Genomic DNA, 14,709 nt, shown 5'->3' on the forward strand with positions numbered 1-14,709 from the left:
ACTAGCCCATGGTCGGAATGATGAATGCCTGGTCTCCGATATCACCTTCGGGCCATCTTTGGGTAATTGTCTTGATCTTCGTCCAGAAACGGACGCCTTCGGGGCCGTGCTGATTGGTGTCGCCGAAGGCTGAACGCTTCCAGCCACCGAACGTGTGATAGCTCACCGGCACCGGGATCGGCACGTTGATGCCGACCATGCCGACATTGACCTGCGCAGCGAACTCGCGCGCGGCGCGCCCGTTGGACGTGAAGATCGCGCAGCCGTTGCCGTACTGGTGGTTGGAGGGAAGCGCGGCAGCTTCTTCCAGGGTTTCAGCGCGCACGACCTGAAGGACGGGGCCGAAGATCTCTTCCTTGTAGGACTGCATGTGCGGCTTCACATTGTCGAACAGCGACGGGCCGACGAAGAAGCCATTTTCGTGGCCCTGCAGTGTGTGGCCACGTCCGTCCAAAAGCAGGTCGGCGCCTTCATCGACACCCATCTGGATGTAGGATTCGATTTTGGCCTTGTGGGCCGCAGAGACGACGGGGCCGTAATGGGCTTCTGTGTCGGTCGAGATGCCGACCGTGAGGCCGCGCGCGGCATCCAGCATACGCTCAACGAACTCGTCACCGGTCTTCTTGCCGACAGTGACGGCGACAGGAAGGGCCATGCAGCGTTCGCCAGCGGAGCCGTAAGCCGCGCCAACGATATCCTTGACGGCCTGTTCCATGTTGCAGTCGGGCATGATGATGCCGTGATTTTTCGCGCCACCCATGGCCTGCACGCGCTTACCGTGAGCTGTGCCGGTGGCATAGACGTACTGGGCGATGTCGGACGAGCCGACGAAGCTGACGGCCTTGATGTCAGGGTGCTTGAGGATCGCATCGACGGAGACCTTGTCACCGTGGACGCAGTTCAGGACGCCAGCTGGCGCGCCTGCTTCCATGAAGAGTTCGGCGAGGCGCAGGGGAACTGACGGGTCTTTTTCGGAGGGCTTCAGGATGAATGTGTTGCCGCAGGCGATGGCGACGGCGGACATCCAGCAGGGGATCATGGCGGGGAAGTTGAAGGGCGTGATGCCGGCGACGACGCCGAGCGGCTGGCGCATGGAATAGACGTCGATGCCGGGGCCTGCGCCTTCGGTATATTCGCCTTTCTGGAGGTGCGGGATGCCGCAGGCGAATTCGACCACGTCGATACCGCGCTGAACGTCACCCTTGGAGTCCGCGACGACCTTGCCATGTTCGGAGGAGAGGAGTTCGGCGAGTTCGTTTATATTGGCTTCGAGCAGGCGCTTGAATTCGAACATGACGCGCGCGCGGCGCTGGGGATTGGTCGTGGACCAGCCGAAGAAGGCGGCCTGAGCGCTTTGGACGGCTGCGTCGAGTTCGGCTTCCGTTGCCAGCTGCACGCGCGCCTGAACCTCACCGGTGTTCGGATTGTAGATGTCGCCGAAGCGGCCCGATGTGCCGGTGACCTGTTTGCCGTCGATGAAATGGTGGACGTCGCGCATGCGTTGAATTCCCTTTGTCTTCTGATTTGGCCAGTCTAAGACCCGTGTATAGTCTGGTAAATGTACATAAATGCAGCTTGTGGCTGCGTTTATGCAGGTAGATTTTGATGAACTGGGATGACCTTAAACTCTTTCTTGTGGTGAGTCGGCAGCAGAAGCTCGACCTTGCGGCGGCCCAGCTCCAGCAGGATCCAACAACGCTGAGCCGGAGGCTGCGGCGACTGGAATCGGATGTGGGGCAGACTCTGTTTGAACGCACGCGACGGGGGCACGTACTCACACCTGAAGGTGAATCGCTTGCGGCGCGCGTGGAAGCTATGGAAGCGCTGGCACTGGCGGTCGGCGAGTCTGGTGATGGCGAAAGATCGTTGATCGGAAAGGTACGGCTTGGCGTGACGGAGGGCTTCGGAACGGCCTTCGTCGCGCCCGCGCTTGCGGATTTCGTGGCGGAGTGGCCCGGCATTGCGATTGACCTTATCGCCCTCTCTGGACTGGTCAGCGTGCCGAAGCGGGAAGCTGACATGTCGGTGCTGCTGACACGGCCCAAAGCGGGGCGGCTGAAGGTGCGTAAGCTGACCGACTATTCGCTACAGCTGTATGCCAGCAAAGCCTATCTGGCCGCGCACCCGACGATCAATTCCATCGACGAACTTGGCTCGCATAAACTCATCGGGTATGTAGACGATCTAATCTATTCGCCACAGCTGAGATATTTCGATGATGTGCTGCCGGGGCTAAATCATGCGCTCTCAAGCCCGAGCATCATCGCGCAGACGGAAATGACGCGGGCGGGCGCGGGGCTTTGCATCCTTCCAAAATTCATTGCGTCACGACACGCAGAGCTCGTGCCCGTTCTGGCGCATGAGATCGACGTCAAAAGGTCATTCTGGCTCGCCGTTCACGAGGATGTGGCGTCGCTGGCGCGGATCAGGGTCCTGTCGGACTATCTGGCTGACCTGGTGAAAAAGCGTCAGGCAGAGTTCTGATCCGCACCGGCCGATTACGCCACGACGGAGGACTTGAGCAGCGCGTCGATCCTGGCTTCCTCCATCCCAAGCCCCGCAAGCACTTCACGCGTATGCTCGCCCATGCGCGGGGAGGGCCCCTTGGGGCCATCGTCTGCGCCCGGGAAGCGGACCGGCGACGCAGGCGACGCATAGGTCGACCCATCACCTTTGGAACTCGGCGTTTGCACGATGGCGCCGGACGCAAAAGCCTGAGGATCTTCGGCAACTTCGCCCAGCGTCTGGACGGGAGCCCAGGCGATGGAGTTCGCGTCGAGCCGCTCGGAGATTTCCGCCTTGGTATATTTGGCAAAGCCTTCGTCGATGAGGGCGATTACTTCCCCCATGTTCTGCCGGCGAGCCTTGGAGGTGGTGAAACGCGGGTCTTCGGCGAGGTCTTCGCGGTCGATCACCTTGCACATTGGGACCCAGTCGACGTCGCCCTGACGAGCGACGGTACATATCCAGTGGCCGTCTTTCGTCTGGTAGAAGTTGGAGATCGGGACGATTTGCTCGGTGCGGCTTTTGGTAGAGGCAATGCGGCCGAAGAAGAGCTGAATCGCAAAGTCAGAGCCCATAGCATAAAGGCCGGTGCGGAAGAGGGAGGCTTCCACGAGGCGACCTTTGCCTGTGCGTTGGGCCTCGACAAGGGCGGCGCATATGCCCGCGGCGGCAGACATGGACGTGGTGTGGTCGCCAAAGGCGGTGCGCAGGGCGTAGGGATCTTCGCCCTTGGGAATGGTGAGACGCGCAACGCCCGTTCGGCTCCAGAAACTCGCGATATCGAAACCGGGGCGGTCTGCGTCCGGGCCTTCAAGGCCGTAGCCGGTAAGCGAGCAATAGACGAGCTTCGGGTTCAGGCTGCGTAGGCTTTCATGGTCCATGCCCGACCGTGCCAGGCCGCCGGGGCGCACATTGGTGAGGAAGACGTCAGCGTCGGAGGCAAGCTTGCGGACGATATCCTGGCCTTCTTCGGTGGTTGTGTCGACGACGATGGATTTCTTGCCGCGATTGTCGAAGTCGAAGACAGGATTGTCCTGGTAATCGGTGCCGATGGTGCGGAAGAAATTCCGGATCGGGTCGCCGCCCGGTGGCTCGATCTTGATGACCTCTGCGCCCCAGTCGGACAGAATGCACCCGGCTCCCGGCGCGGCCATGTAGGTCGCGTATTCAATGACTTTCAATCCTTCGAGCATTCCTCAATCCCTGTGCCGGTTCTCAATTTTCTGGCACGAGGTTGGACGCTCGGAAATGAAAAGGGAAGTCCTGTGCCCTCACACGAAGCGATTGACGCAGCGTTAGAAAGACAGAGCCAGGGGCAGATCGTCAGAATTTGAAATCGGGCAGCTTGTCGAAGGCTTCCTTCAGGGCTTCGCCCCAACCCGAGGAGATCACCTTGAAATAGGGATCTTCCGGCGGAATACGGCTCACAATACCTGTTTCAAATGTGTCGATACTGTAGGCGTGCATATCGAGGGGCATGCCGACAGCCAGATTGGCCTTCAGAGTCGAGTCGAATGAGACATAGAGCAGCTTGATGGCCTGTTCGAAGCTCATCGACGGATCAAAGGCGCGCAGGATGATGGGGCGGCCATACTTGGTCTCCCCGATCTGAAAGAAGGGGGTTTCCTCACTGGCCTCGATGAAGTTGCCCTCCGGATAGATCAGGAAGAGGCGTGGCTCCATGCCTCTGATCTGGCCGCCGACGATCATGGTAGCACTGAAGGTGCTTTCTGACTCCTGCTGGCCTTCGGCCTGAGAGTGGATGACTTCCTTCAGCGTGTCACCTACGAGACGCGCGACCTGAAACATGGTCGGCGCTGCCAGCAAGGTCTGCTTGCGATCAGCCGGGATCACGGATCGCTCATCAAGCAAGCTGATTACGGCCTGTGTTGTGGCCAGGTTGCCAGCGGTCATGATTGTGATGACGCGGTCACCTTCGACGGACCATGTGAACATCTTCTTGAATGTGGAGATGTTGTCGACACCCGCATTTGTGCGCGTGTCGGACATGAACAGAAGCCCCTCGTCGAGGCGCAGTGCCACACAGTAGGTCATACGATCCCCGCCGATTTTCCCTGATTGGACATCAAGGGTTACTGCTGGACCTGAAGGGTGACAAGCAGGGATTCCACGCCATCCCCAAAGACTATTCCCGCGATGGGAGCGGCTTCTTCATAGTCCAGGCCCGTCGCGATGCGCACGTAACGTTCGTCTGGCGAGATCACATTTGAGATGTCAAAGCCGATCCAGCCAACATCAGGCACAAATGCCTCGGCCCACGCATGGCTTGCCTCCTGATGGATACGGTCATTCATCATCAGATAGCCGCTGACATAGCGTGCAGGAAAGCCCAGAAGGCGCGCCGCACTTACGAAGGTGTGCGCGTGATCCTGGCAGACGCCATGACCGACCTTGAGCGCTTCCTCGGCGGTTGTACCTGTATCTGTCCGGTCCGTTTCGTAGCCGATGGCCTCCCGTATCGTGCTTGACAGGTCATGCAGACGTTCAATCGTATTGGGATTTTCAGGCATGTCGCTGGCGAGCTTGCGAATGAGTTTGCCGGGTTGGGTCAACGCCGTCTGGCGCTTGTAATACCAGAGGGGCGCATGCCCGGAATGAAGGCCGACCACTCCGTTAGTCGGAATTGTGTCGACATCGCCGGTACAGGTGATCGAAATGCCGTTCTCACCGGGGTCGAGGCTTAGTAGTTGCACGCGATTCCCGTGCTGGTCATTGAAAGCACATTCCTCGCGACCGCCTTCAATTTCGATGGTCCAATTGTCTATTGTCTGGCTGTCGCAGGGCTTTGGGGTCAGCCGTATCTGCTGCAGGCCGTACGGGACGGGCTGGTCATAGGAATAGCGTGTCGTGTGGCTGATATGCAGTCTCATGATTTACTCGTAGAACCTGTAATCCTGCTCCACCTGAGAGGCGAGCGCCGCATTGGCCTTGATGAACTCCCGGATGAATTCGTGGAGACCGGAGTCTATGATGTTATCGATCGTGCGACCGGTTAGGCGCGCTTCCAGTTTCGCCGCGAGATCGTGGCTTGGGCGCGTGTCGCCATATTCGACGCCAAGTTCCCGCAGTGAATCGATCAGCCCGTCATAGCAGAAAGCGAGCGAACGCGGCATCCGCGCGTCAAGTATAAGAAACTCGGCAATCGCCTTCGGTGTGACGTTGCCGGCGTTGAGCCAGTGGAAGGAGCTTTCGGCCGAGGCGGAGCGCAGGATCATTTCCCATTGCACATTGTCGAGCGACGAACCCACAGGGGCGCCAGTGGGCAGAAGAACATAGTATTTAACGTCAAGGATGCGGGCCGTATTGTCGGCGCGTTCAATCAGCGAACCGATGCGCGAGAAACTGAAGATGTCATTGCGAAGCATCGTGCCCTGGAGGGCGCCGCGCACAAGCGCGCTTTGCTGACGCACGGTGGAGAGGACATTTGGCAGGTCGGCCTGAGCGACCGGCCTCCGCAACATCTCCTTTAGCACCATCCAGCCATCATTCACCGCTTCCCAGACTTCGCGGGTAAGGGCCGTACGGGTCGCGCGGGCATTATCGCGCGCCATCTGCATAACACTGTAGACGCTCATGGGATTGGTCTTGTCGCGAAGCAAAAAGTCGACGGCGCTATTGGGCGCGATCGTTTCGTGCTTGGCCCTGTAGGCATTGAGACACCCGACCGTGGTCAGAACGGAGGCCCATTCGTCTTCCCCAGCGGCGGCGCGCGTCAGGGCCATACGAAACCCAGCTTCGACCAGCCGCGCCGTATTTTCACTTCGCTCAAGGTAACGGGAGAGCCAGAACAATCCACCGGCGGTCTTGCCTAGCATGACGTCATTCCTCCAGCACCCATGTGTCTTTGGTGCCGCCACCCTGGCTGGAATTGACGACCAGCGAACCCTGTTTCATCGCAACGCGGGTCAGCCCACCGGGCGTTATGTCAATATTATCCGGCGAGACGAGCACGTAGGGCCGTAGATCAACGTGGCGCGGCGCGAGGCCGCTGCGGGTCAGGACGGGCACCGTTGAGAGGGCCAGCGTCGGCTGCGCGATATAGTTTGATGGCTTGGCGATGAGTTTCGCGCGGAAAGCTGCGAGTTCACGCTTGCTCGCGGCTGGGCCAACAAGCATGCCATAGCCACCAGAGCCGTGAACTTCCTTAACGACGAGTTCGTGCAGGTTTTCCAGAACGTATTTCAGCGAGTCCGCTTCGGAGCAACGATAGGTCGGAACGTTCTTCAAGATAGCCGTCTGGCCGGTATAGAACTCAACGATATCAGGCATGTAGGAATATATGGCCTTGTCGTCAGCGATGCCCGTACCCGGTGCATTGGCAAGGGTAATACCGCCAGAACGATAGACGTCCATAATGCCCGGCACGCCCAGCATTGAGGACCGGTTGAAGTTCAGTGGATCAATATATTCGTCGTCGATGCGGCGATAGAGGACGTCGACCGGCTGGTAGCCTTGGGTGGTGCGCATGGCGACACGACCGTCCACCACACGCAGGTCGTGGCCCTCGACGAGTTCGGCGCCCATCTGATCGGCGAGGAAGGCGTGTTCGAAATAGGCAGAGTTGTGAAGGCCAGGCGTCAGGACCGCCACGGTGGGTCGCCCTTCACTGCGCACCGGGGCGCACTTGCCGAGCGAGCGCCGGAGAAGGGTAGGATAGTTGCTGATCGGCTGGACCTTGATCTGCGAGAAGAGTTCCGGGAACATCTTCAGCATGGTTTCCCGGTTTTCGAGCATGTAGGACACACCCGACGGGGTGCGGGCATTGTCTTCCAGAACGTAGAACTCGTTGGCCCCGGTGCGCACGAGATCGACGCCGACAATGTGGGTGTAGACGCCGCCGGGCGGGGTCACACCGATCATTTCGGGCAGGAAGGCCTCGTTATTGGCGATAAGATGTTCCGGGATCCGACCCGCACGGAGAATTTCCTGACGGTGATAGATGTCGTGCAGGAAGGCATTGATCGCCTTGACCCGCTGTTCGATGCCGCGAACAAGCAGGCGCCATTCCTTGCCATCTATGATGCGGGGAACCAGATCGAACGGAATAAGCCGTTCGTCAGCATCTTTCTCGCCATAAACATTAAAAGTAATGCCGGTGCGCCTGAAGAATGTTTCGGCTTCGCGAGACTTCTTGTGAAGCTCGTTTATTTTGACGGATTCGAGCCAGGCACAGTATTCAGCGTAGGGCTGACGTGCCGATTCATCCGGTCCACGCATTTCATCAAAGAAAACTGTACTGCCACCCATAGATCCACAACGCACCAAATACTTAATCGTTGCAAGGGGGGAGAACCATGAGCCCAAGAGAGCCATCAGCCTGAGCAGGTTTTCAGCAGGCTGATGCAGATGCGATTTAGAAGCGAGCAAGTATGCGACAGTTGGGAAAGAGTGCTGCCGGGCTCCTTGCAACTAAGGCGCCGATCTGACAGCCACCCGGCACTGATTGGAGTTCCGCTTTCTCCCGACCGAAGCGCCACTCATCATGTCTTGTAAATCTGCAACCGCCTTTTGCGTTATCTGAAATTTGTAAAAGGACTGCCGGGTATCCATAAGGCCACGTGGCGGGCCGCGCACTTGCTCCTTGGATCTGCCGGTCTGGCAAACCTGCGCGACCGCTTAATCAAACGGCAATAACTGGGACGAAGCCGTCATTCCGGCCTCTCCCATTGAAGGGCGGCTTCCGGCGAGAGCTGACGCTCCCGCCACCGGAGCATGGAGCTTAACGCGTTAGGCATCGGCGGGGGAGTCCGCCGGTATGAGAGTACAAGTGCTGACTCGGCAGGAACTCGACGTTCCAGATTCGAGCGGAGCGCCGAGATACAGAAGTTTACAATGTATACTAGGGCGCGTTAAATACTGATTTTGGATGAAACGTTAGGTGCACGCCCCCATGGAACTGGAATCGATCTGCTTTTCGTCGGACTGCCGCAGCCGGGGCCTTTTCGATCAGATTGCCGACAAATGGTCGGCAATGGTATTGGCGATCCTGTCCGCTCGGCCGCATCGGTTCAATGTAATTCGCAGGCGATTGGAGGGCGTTAGCCAGAAGGCGTTGACACAATGTCTCCGCCGGCTTGAACGCAACGGGTTGGTCAACCGTCGCGTCATCTCCCTCTCACCGGTGGCCGTCGAGTACGAGATCACTCCGCTGGGACGCAGCCTGCAAAAGCCGCTGGGCGCATTGCACCAGTGGACGCTGGACAATCTCGCGGAGGTCGATGCGGCACGCGAGACCTTCGATGATCGACAATCGGACGACGCTTTCGGCGGCGTCCAGGTGGGGAATCGCACGGACTAGAACCCGGCGGGTCGGATGTCAGGTTACCTCAGCCCTACCAGGTTACCTTATGGTTCCTAATTGACACCAGGTTTACAAGTTATACCTAGACGTCCAGATTAACTGGAGCGTCGAATGACTGAGCTGAAACTACTGTCCCCGCTGAAAACCGATACGTTCGAATTCAGAAATCGCGTCTTCATGGCTCCCATGACGAGAGGCAGGTCGCCCGACCGTGTCGCGAATGAACTGACCGCGCGCTATTATGCCCAACGTGCCACGGCTGGCCTCATCATCACGGAAGGCACGCAGATCAGTGAGCAAGCGATCGGCTGGACGAATACGCCCGGGATTTACACCGACGAACAGATCGAAGGGTGGCGAAAGGTCACCCAGGCCGTTCACGAGGCCGGAGGCCTCATTTTCGCGCAACTCTGGCATACGGGCCGCGCGTCGCATCCGGACTTTCACGGCGGCGCACTGCCCGTTGCGCCGTCGGCGCTCCCCTTCAACAGCCAAGCCTTCACGCCCGAGGGGCCGAAGCCTACCGTAACCCCCAGGGCGATGACCGTGGAGGAGATCCAAAGTACGATCCTAGACTACGAGATCGCCGCACGCGCAGCAAAGGCTGCGGGCTTCGACGGCGTGGAAGTGCATGGTGCCAATGGCTATCTGCCCGCCCAGTTTCTCGAAGACGGGCCCAACAAACGAACCGACGCCTATGGTGGCCCTGTCGAAAATCGAGCCCGTTTCCTGCTCGAAGCGACCGATGCCGCCATCCGGGTCTTTGGGCCATCCCGCGTGTCTGTCCGGCTTTCGCCCCGGATCCCTTATAACGACATGGGCGATAGCGACCTGGAAGGCACCTACATGTTTGCCGTCGAAGCCCTCGAGGCGCGGAAGGTAGGGATGCTCCACTTCATGGAACCGGCCCAACTTCCGGACGGTCTCGATCTGCTCGCACCCGAAGCAAGAAAGCGGTTTACCGGTAAGTTCATCGTGAACGTTGGATATGATCGCGACACTGCCGAACGGGCGATAGCCACCGGTCTGGCCGATGCAGTGACGTTCGGAACGCTCTTCATCAGCAACCCTGATCTCCCCGAACGCTTCCGTCGCGACGCCGCCTTGGCTCCTTCCGACACCGCGACCTACTATGTGGGTGGCGAGCAGGGTTACACGGACTACCCGCTTCTCGGCTGAGGCTTCTGCCGAGGCAGCCTTCTCGATCCAGCCGCCCCGTTGCAAACGGATAAAGCGAGCGGTCGGATCGAGATTTTTTAAAAGTCTTGTCCCGCCGTCACGTTCTGCCCAGAACATTTCCGCTCTGGGAAAGGCTAAGCTGTTGGCTCATATTTGGCGTCAATCGACCGGGGGGGCGGCAAGGCGCGGACGGCCGGTTTCATCAGAAGAGGTCGTTCGCTCGGACGTAAAGGGAGGTCTTGATCTGGTCGAAAGCTACCGCGCTGTCGGCCTGGACACGGAAGAGTCGGACAATAGCGCGGAAACAGCTCTTCGCTCTACCGCATGGTGGTGGTGCGCTGATCGGCGGCGATATCGGGTCATAGAGGGAAATCGCGGGGGTGGCGGAGGAGGAGGCCGTCATATAGGAACCTCATCCCATTCCTTGTTGTTCCAATATTAGACAATAAGCCAATAAATAACAATGCAGTAAAGGCCGTAGTGGGGAACTTTTGATGCAGCTTGTTTCATTTGATTTCATCCCGAACCAGCGTCACGAGTGCACTAGAAAATGCACTAGCAAAGCACTAGCAAAGCACTAGCGTGCCTAAACAGTTGCGACAAAATTACGAGAGTGGTGATGGCACAGGGGATAAATAAACTGAGTGACAGAGCGATCAATGCCAAAAAAGCGGCGGGTCGTTACGCTGATGGAGGTGGTCTTTATCTTCAGGTTCAACCCGGTGGGTCTCGAACCTTTATCTTCATGAAGACGTATGGCGGCAAACGCCAGGTCCTCGGATTGGGAGCGTATCCCGCAGTAACGCTCGCGGCCGCAAGAACAAAGGCATTTGAACTTCGAAAACAGTTCGAAGAGGGCGAATTGGCCGAACTGGTGACAGCTGAAACCTCGCTCAGCGAGGCTCATCACCAGCTACAGATGAGGCGACGCGAAGAAAAACGCCTGGCCGCACAAAAGGAGGAGGCTCGCGTTACGTTTTCCGAATTTTCGAAAGATTGGATGGATAAGAACCTGGTCAGCCTTTCCAATCCAAAGGCAAGACAGCAATGGTACAATACGCTTCGCGACTATGCGAAGCCGATTGCCGGTCTGCCTGTAGACGAGATCAAGACGGAACATGTGCTCAACTGTCTGAAGCCGATCTGGCAAACGAAACCGGAAACAGCCCGCCGTGTGCAACAAAGGATCGAACGCGTGCTTGCCGCCGCTGAGGTTCTTGGCCTCAGAGACGGCAAAAACCCAGCACAATGGCAGCGTAATCTCGATCTGCTCTTGCCTAATATGCGCTCGCTTCGACAGCACCATCCGGCAATGCCCTATTCAAAATTACCGGATTACTTCGCGGAACTGTCGGGCAGATACAGCTGCGCATCCCAGTGCCTGCGATTTATTATCCTGACGGCTGTCAGATCATCTGAAGGCAGGGGTGCACTCTGGTCGGAAATCGACTTTGAAAAGTCTGTCTGGACCATACCCCCAGAGCGGATGAAGGCCCGCAAGGAACAGCGCATCCCCCTGAGCTCTGCGTGTCTGGCGCTTTTGGTCGAGCGCCGCTCGCTGGATACCTCTGGTTTCGTTTTCAAATCGCCGACAATTGCGAGTCACGTGTCAGAAGCTGCCTTGCGAAATCTTATGAGCGGTACTGGCGCCAATGATTATACAATCCATGGCTTCCGAAGCACATTTCGTGACTGGGCGGGCAACGCGACATCCTTCCCGAGAGAGCTCGCAGAGGAAGCACTTGCGCACCAGCTCGGGTCTGTCGAAGCGGCCTATCGACGTGATCTTGCCACCGAACGACGTCGAGAGCTCATGGAATCCTGGTCACAATACGCCACGTCGGCGAAGTAGCCTAGTGTCGGAGGCGGGCCCCCCAGATCCAAAATCTTAGGTGCAAGTCGACTGTCCAGGTCAAAGACATACGGGTTGTTTTTGGCGCTGACTGTGTCGGTCACCAAAATTTTGATTCATTTGTCGGAATAGGTTTGGCGCGGTGCCCCCTCTATCCAGTCCTGCACTTCCTGCTCCCGCCACCGGACAGCGTCGCCGGGCAGCTTCACAGGTGCTGGAAAGACTTTTGCGCGCACCTTTCTCCAAAGGGTGGTCCTGCTCCTGTAGCCGGTCAGGTCGAGAACCTGCTTTGCTGTTATCAATCTGGCCATTCCTCACACTCCACTTGTTGAATTGATACTGTCGGGTCAGGCACCTTTACGCGCGCGTGCCTTCCGAAATCCACTGTCACTCGCAATGAACGCCTCGAGCATCAGCGGCACCAGCATCGCGACAGATGTCTCAGCCCCATAGGTGCCAGAATGCACCCGGGCGTAGGCATCGAGGTCTGCCGCCTGCGCCGGCTCCACGCTGATCGATAGTTTCTGCGGTGTTCGGTCCGGCAACGGCCCGATCTTTAAACTCACTTCACTCATGGTTGTTGGCCTCCTTCATAGGGCTTCAGGACAATGTCCTTGTTGACGACGATGCCGAGCCGCCAGCCGGGGCGGATGGTGATGGTCGGCTGGACGTCGAGATTGCGGCGCACAATGTCCTGACCCGCCTGGTTTGCGCCCGTCTGGGCCGACCGGCGGAGGGCGCGTGCGATGTCCCCCTCATCATCGCTCGCAAGCTCGGAGCCGACCCCGAGCAGCGTTGAGAGCGCAACGCCCTGCAGCAGGCGCCAGGAGTGATAGTCGACCTTGTCTTCAAGACCGGCATATCCGCGCGCATCGACACCAGCGAGATTGTCGATCCGGATCGACGTGCCGTCAGGCATGATGATACGCGTCCAGACAAGCAGGGCGCGTGACTGGCCGAATGCGATGACACTGTCATAGCGGCCGATCACGCGGGCGCCTTGCGGCACAAGCACCGTCTCGCCGCTCACCGTATCATAGACCGGGTTCGTCACTTGCGCGATGACCTGGCCCGGCAGGTCGGAGTTCACCCCCGTGAGCAGGGTTGCAGGGATCACTGTCCCGGCCATCAGCTGCCAGGGGGAGACGGGCGTCTCGAGCCGGTGCGGATTGTAGATCGACGTGTCATCCGTCTCGCCGAGGAAATCCATCTTCCGTTCCTGCCGGTTCGGATCTTCGCTGAGCGACGCGCCAAACACGCCAGACGCAGAGTTCGCGAACGCTGACAGGTCCGGCATTTGCAGCGCGGGACGCTTGTCATCGGCTGTTTCTGACACCGATGACAGTCTTGCCCCGCTTGCTCCAACGGAGAAGAACACGCCGCTGCCGCGTGCGGCTTCGGACATGGCCGCCTCCCGCGCCGCAAGTTCCGCTTCGCGCATCTGGCGGGCCGTATCGACCTCTGTCGGCGGTGCAGCATCATAGGCCTCATCAAACGTCATGCGTCCTTCGCGCCGGGCTTTCAGGATGGGGCCGCCAAGGTCACCCGGCAGCGGCGGCCCGAGTTCCGGCGCCTCGGGCTTCACGTCGCCATAGCTTGCCGGGAGCGCTTCCAGGCCTTCGGCCGTCGGCTTTCTCGCGGTCGCGTAGAGCTCGCGTCCGGCCGTGGCCTTGTCCCTCTCCGGGGATTGAAGCGCAAATGCCAGCGATCCGAGTATGACCGCACTGGCTGTCCCTAGCAGGATAGCAAGCGCGCGCTTCGAGAACCGCCGGACCGGCCGGGGCTTGCCGCGGATCTCCAGAGATTCAGAGGCTGGGGAAGACCTCTGGCTCATCGGCCCGCATCTCCCAGATCGGACCGTGCGATCCGCACGACATCCTGCTTCTTCTCGCCGAGGCGGAGCTCGGCTTTCGCAAACAGGCGGTCGACCACATAATAATTCCCCGACATGCGGTAGTTCACCAATTGGGAGCGCCCGTCGCGGCCAATCACGAACAGGGCGGGTGTATCGCCCTGGTCAAGCCGGGCGGGGAACTGGATATAGACCTTTCGGCCATCGTCGAATACGCGCTCCGGGCGCCAGTGCGGCCTGTCACCTGCAAGCTCGTAGCGGAACTTCAGGCGTTCCAGCTGGAGGCCCTGCGGTGCATGCGGCTCCGCAGCCCGGGACGTGGCACTGGCAACATGGGTCACGAGTTGCTGGTCCGCATAACGCCAGGAGACGGCGGCCATATATGTCTCCTGGAATGCCTGAAGCTCGAGGTGGTAGGCGCGGCGTGACGTCGTCACAATCAGGTTTGTCCGGAGGCCGGGCTGGATCGGTTTGACGAGAATGTGAGCCTGCGCTGCCGTGCCAGTGCCCGACACGGTGTCGCCAAGTACCCAGCGGACCGTGTCACCGGCCGACACTGACAAGAGCTCCTCGCCGGGTTCGAGCGCGATGTCGGTCACCTGTTCTGGCGCGCAATAAACCTGATAGAGTGCTCCGACTGTGTAGGGATAGACTTGGATCGCGTTCATGTAATTGTCGAGCGAGGGTTCGATGGACGCCTTGCTGTTGGCAGTCTCAATCGCCTCAAAGGGTTTGAGCGATGACGCGACAGCGGCAGCAACAGGCAGGGGCTTCAATTGTCCCGGCATCGGCACCGGGTGGTAGGTCGTCAGCACAACAGGTGATGGCACGCCGTCCAGGTCTTCTTCCGGTTCGAGAAAGAGGTCTTCGGCGAACGCTGTGTCATCCGGCAGCTCCGCATCAAGCAAGATGTCGGGCGCCCCAGCGCCAGAGGGAAAGGTTTCGCAAGCCGTAAGGCAAGTCGCACCGAGAAGGATCAGGGCAAGGCGTTTCATGGAA

The 14,709-nt window shown here is 59.0% G+C and carries 14 protein-coding genes; 4 read left to right on the forward strand and 10 right to left on the reverse strand.

Annotated elements, in window-relative coordinates; all coding sequences use genetic code 11:
* Position 1 precedes the first annotated feature (1 nt).
* On the reverse strand, positions 2 to 1,498 hold the full coding sequence (locus V7651_RS13050) for a CoA-acylating methylmalonate-semialdehyde dehydrogenase (RefSeq protein ID WP_035540076.1): 1,497 nt from the start codon (positions 1,496 to 1,498) through the stop codon (positions 2 to 4).
* 107 nt (positions 1,499 to 1,605) lie between these two features.
* Between V7651_RS13050 and V7651_RS13055 the strand changes: the two genes are divergently transcribed.
* Positions 1,606 to 2,484: a LysR family transcriptional regulator gene (locus V7651_RS13055; RefSeq protein WP_035540073.1), complete on the forward strand. Its 879-nt coding sequence runs from the start codon at positions 1,606 to 1,608 to the stop codon at positions 2,482 to 2,484.
* A gap of 14 nt (positions 2,485 to 2,498) precedes the next feature.
* Here the strand turns inward: V7651_RS13055 and V7651_RS13060 are convergent, their stop codons facing one another.
* The 5 genes from V7651_RS13060 to V7651_RS13080 form a co-directional block, all read right to left on the reverse strand.
* Positions 2,499 to 3,698 (reverse strand): CaiB/BaiF CoA transferase family protein, encoded by a 1,200-nt coding sequence (locus tag V7651_RS13060; RefSeq protein WP_035540071.1) that lies wholly within the window; start codon positions 3,696 to 3,698, stop codon positions 2,499 to 2,501.
* 130 nt (positions 3,699 to 3,828) lie between these two features.
* Positions 3,829 to 4,560, reverse strand: a complete 732-nt coding sequence (locus V7651_RS13065) for a proteasome-type protease (protein WP_035540068.1) — start codon at positions 4,558 to 4,560, stop codon at positions 3,829 to 3,831.
* 38 nt (positions 4,561 to 4,598) lie between these two features.
* On the reverse strand, positions 4,599 to 5,396 hold the full coding sequence (locus V7651_RS13070) for a transglutaminase family protein (RefSeq protein WP_035540066.1): 798 nt from the start codon (positions 5,394 to 5,396) through the stop codon (positions 4,599 to 4,601).
* Between the two features lie 3 nt (positions 5,397 to 5,399).
* The gene (locus V7651_RS13075) at positions 5,400 to 6,341 is read right to left on the reverse strand and encodes an alpha-E domain-containing protein (RefSeq protein WP_035540064.1); all 942 of its coding nucleotides are present in this window, start codon (positions 6,339 to 6,341) and stop codon (positions 5,400 to 5,402) included.
* Positions 6,342 to 6,345: 4 nt separating this feature from the next.
* Complete coding sequence (locus V7651_RS13080) at positions 6,346 to 7,773, reverse strand: circularly permuted type 2 ATP-grasp protein (RefSeq protein WP_035540061.1); 1,428 nt, start codon at positions 7,771 to 7,773, stop codon at positions 6,346 to 6,348.
* 643 nt (positions 7,774 to 8,416) lie between these two features.
* Between V7651_RS13080 and V7651_RS13085 the strand changes: the two genes are divergently transcribed.
* The 3 genes from V7651_RS13085 (at position 8,417) to V7651_RS13095 (ending at position 11,858) form a co-directional block, all read left to right on the forward strand.
* Positions 8,417 to 8,824: a winged helix-turn-helix transcriptional regulator gene (locus V7651_RS13085; protein WP_035540058.1), complete on the forward strand. Its 408-nt coding sequence runs from the start codon at positions 8,417 to 8,419 to the stop codon at positions 8,822 to 8,824.
* Positions 8,825 to 8,938: 114 nt separating this feature from the next.
* Entirely contained in the window at positions 8,939 to 10,006 is a 1,068-nt protein-coding gene (locus V7651_RS13090) for an alkene reductase (RefSeq protein WP_035540056.1), read from the forward strand.
* A 619-nt stretch (positions 10,007 to 10,625) separates the two neighbouring features.
* Positions 10,626 to 11,858 carry a tyrosine-type recombinase/integrase gene (locus V7651_RS13095; RefSeq protein ID WP_162174865.1) on the forward strand — a complete coding sequence of 411 codons (1,233 nt, stop codon included), beginning with the start codon at positions 10,626 to 10,628 and terminating at the stop codon, positions 11,856 to 11,858.
* Between the two features lie 116 nt (positions 11,859 to 11,974).
* On the opposite strand, the gene V7651_RS18700 is transcribed toward V7651_RS13095, so the two are convergent.
* The 4 genes from V7651_RS18700 to trbG are packed head-to-tail and all read right to left on the reverse strand — an operon-like array spanning position 11,975 to position 14,705.
* Positions 11,975 to 12,169 carry a helix-turn-helix transcriptional regulator gene (locus V7651_RS18700; protein WP_034744326.1) on the reverse strand — a complete coding sequence of 65 codons (195 nt, stop codon included), beginning with the start codon at positions 12,167 to 12,169 and terminating at the stop codon, positions 11,975 to 11,977.
* A gap of 36 nt (positions 12,170 to 12,205) precedes the next feature.
* Positions 12,206 to 12,433, reverse strand: a complete 228-nt coding sequence (locus V7651_RS13100) for a DUF2274 domain-containing protein (RefSeq protein WP_035540054.1) — start codon at positions 12,431 to 12,433, stop codon at positions 12,206 to 12,208.
* On the reverse strand, positions 12,430 to 13,692 hold the full coding sequence (locus V7651_RS13105) for a TraB/TrbI/VirB10 family type IV secretion system protein (RefSeq protein ID WP_035540052.1): 1,263 nt from the start codon (positions 13,690 to 13,692) through the stop codon (positions 12,430 to 12,432). The genes V7651_RS13100 and V7651_RS13105 overlap by 4 nt, the downstream gene beginning before the upstream one ends.
* Complete coding sequence (trbG, locus tag V7651_RS13110) at positions 13,689 to 14,705, reverse strand: P-type conjugative transfer protein TrbG (RefSeq protein WP_034744333.1); 1,017 nt, start codon at positions 14,703 to 14,705, stop codon at positions 13,689 to 13,691. The genes V7651_RS13105 and trbG overlap by 4 nt, the downstream gene beginning before the upstream one ends.
* Positions 14,706 to 14,709: the final 4 nt, after the last annotated feature.

Source organism: Hyphomonas oceanitis (assembly GCF_036964545.1).
Taxonomy (GTDB): Bacteria; Pseudomonadota; Alphaproteobacteria; order Caulobacterales; family Hyphomonadaceae; genus Hyphomonas; species Hyphomonas oceanitis.

Coding starts and splice junctions, on each gene's coding strand:
- V7651_RS13105 (WP_035540052.1), bottom strand. CDS start 13,692: ATGAGCCAGAGGTCTTCCCCAGCCTCTGAATCTCTGGAGATCCGCGGC.
- V7651_RS13080 (WP_035540061.1), bottom strand. CDS start 7,773: ATGGGTGGCAGTACAGTTTTCTTTGATGAAATGCGTGGACCGGATGAA.
- V7651_RS13085 (WP_035540058.1), top strand. CDS start 8,417: ATGGAACTGGAATCGATCTGCTTTTCGTCGGACTGCCGCAGCCGGGGC.
- V7651_RS18700 (WP_034744326.1), bottom strand. CDS start 12,169: ATGGCCAGATTGATAACAGCAAAGCAGGTTCTCGACCTGACCGGCTAC.
- V7651_RS13075 (WP_035540064.1), bottom strand. CDS start 6,341: ATGCTAGGCAAGACCGCCGGTGGATTGTTCTGGCTCTCCCGTTACCTT.
- V7651_RS13060 (WP_035540071.1), bottom strand. CDS start 3,698: ATGCTCGAAGGATTGAAAGTCATTGAATACGCGACCTACATGGCCGCG.
- V7651_RS13100 (WP_035540054.1), bottom strand. CDS start 12,433: ATGAGTGAAGTGAGTTTAAAGATCGGGCCGTTGCCGGACCGAACACCG.
- V7651_RS13065 (WP_035540068.1), bottom strand. CDS start 4,560: ATGACCTACTGTGTGGCACTGCGCCTCGACGAGGGGCTTCTGTTCATG.
- V7651_RS13070 (WP_035540066.1), bottom strand. CDS start 5,396: ATGAGACTGCATATCAGCCACACGACACGCTATTCCTATGACCAGCCC.
- V7651_RS13095 (WP_162174865.1), top strand. CDS start 10,626: ATGGCACAGGGGATAAATAAACTGAGTGACAGAGCGATCAATGCCAAA.
- V7651_RS13055 (WP_035540073.1), top strand. CDS start 1,606: ATGAACTGGGATGACCTTAAACTCTTTCTTGTGGTGAGTCGGCAGCAG.
- V7651_RS13090 (WP_035540056.1), top strand. CDS start 8,939: ATGACTGAGCTGAAACTACTGTCCCCGCTGAAAACCGATACGTTCGAA.
- V7651_RS13050 (WP_035540076.1), bottom strand. CDS start 1,498: ATGCGCGACGTCCACCATTTCATCGACGGCAAACAGGTCACCGGCACA.
- trbG (WP_034744333.1), bottom strand. CDS start 14,705: ATGAAACGCCTTGCCCTGATCCTTCTCGGTGCGACTTGCCTTACGGCT.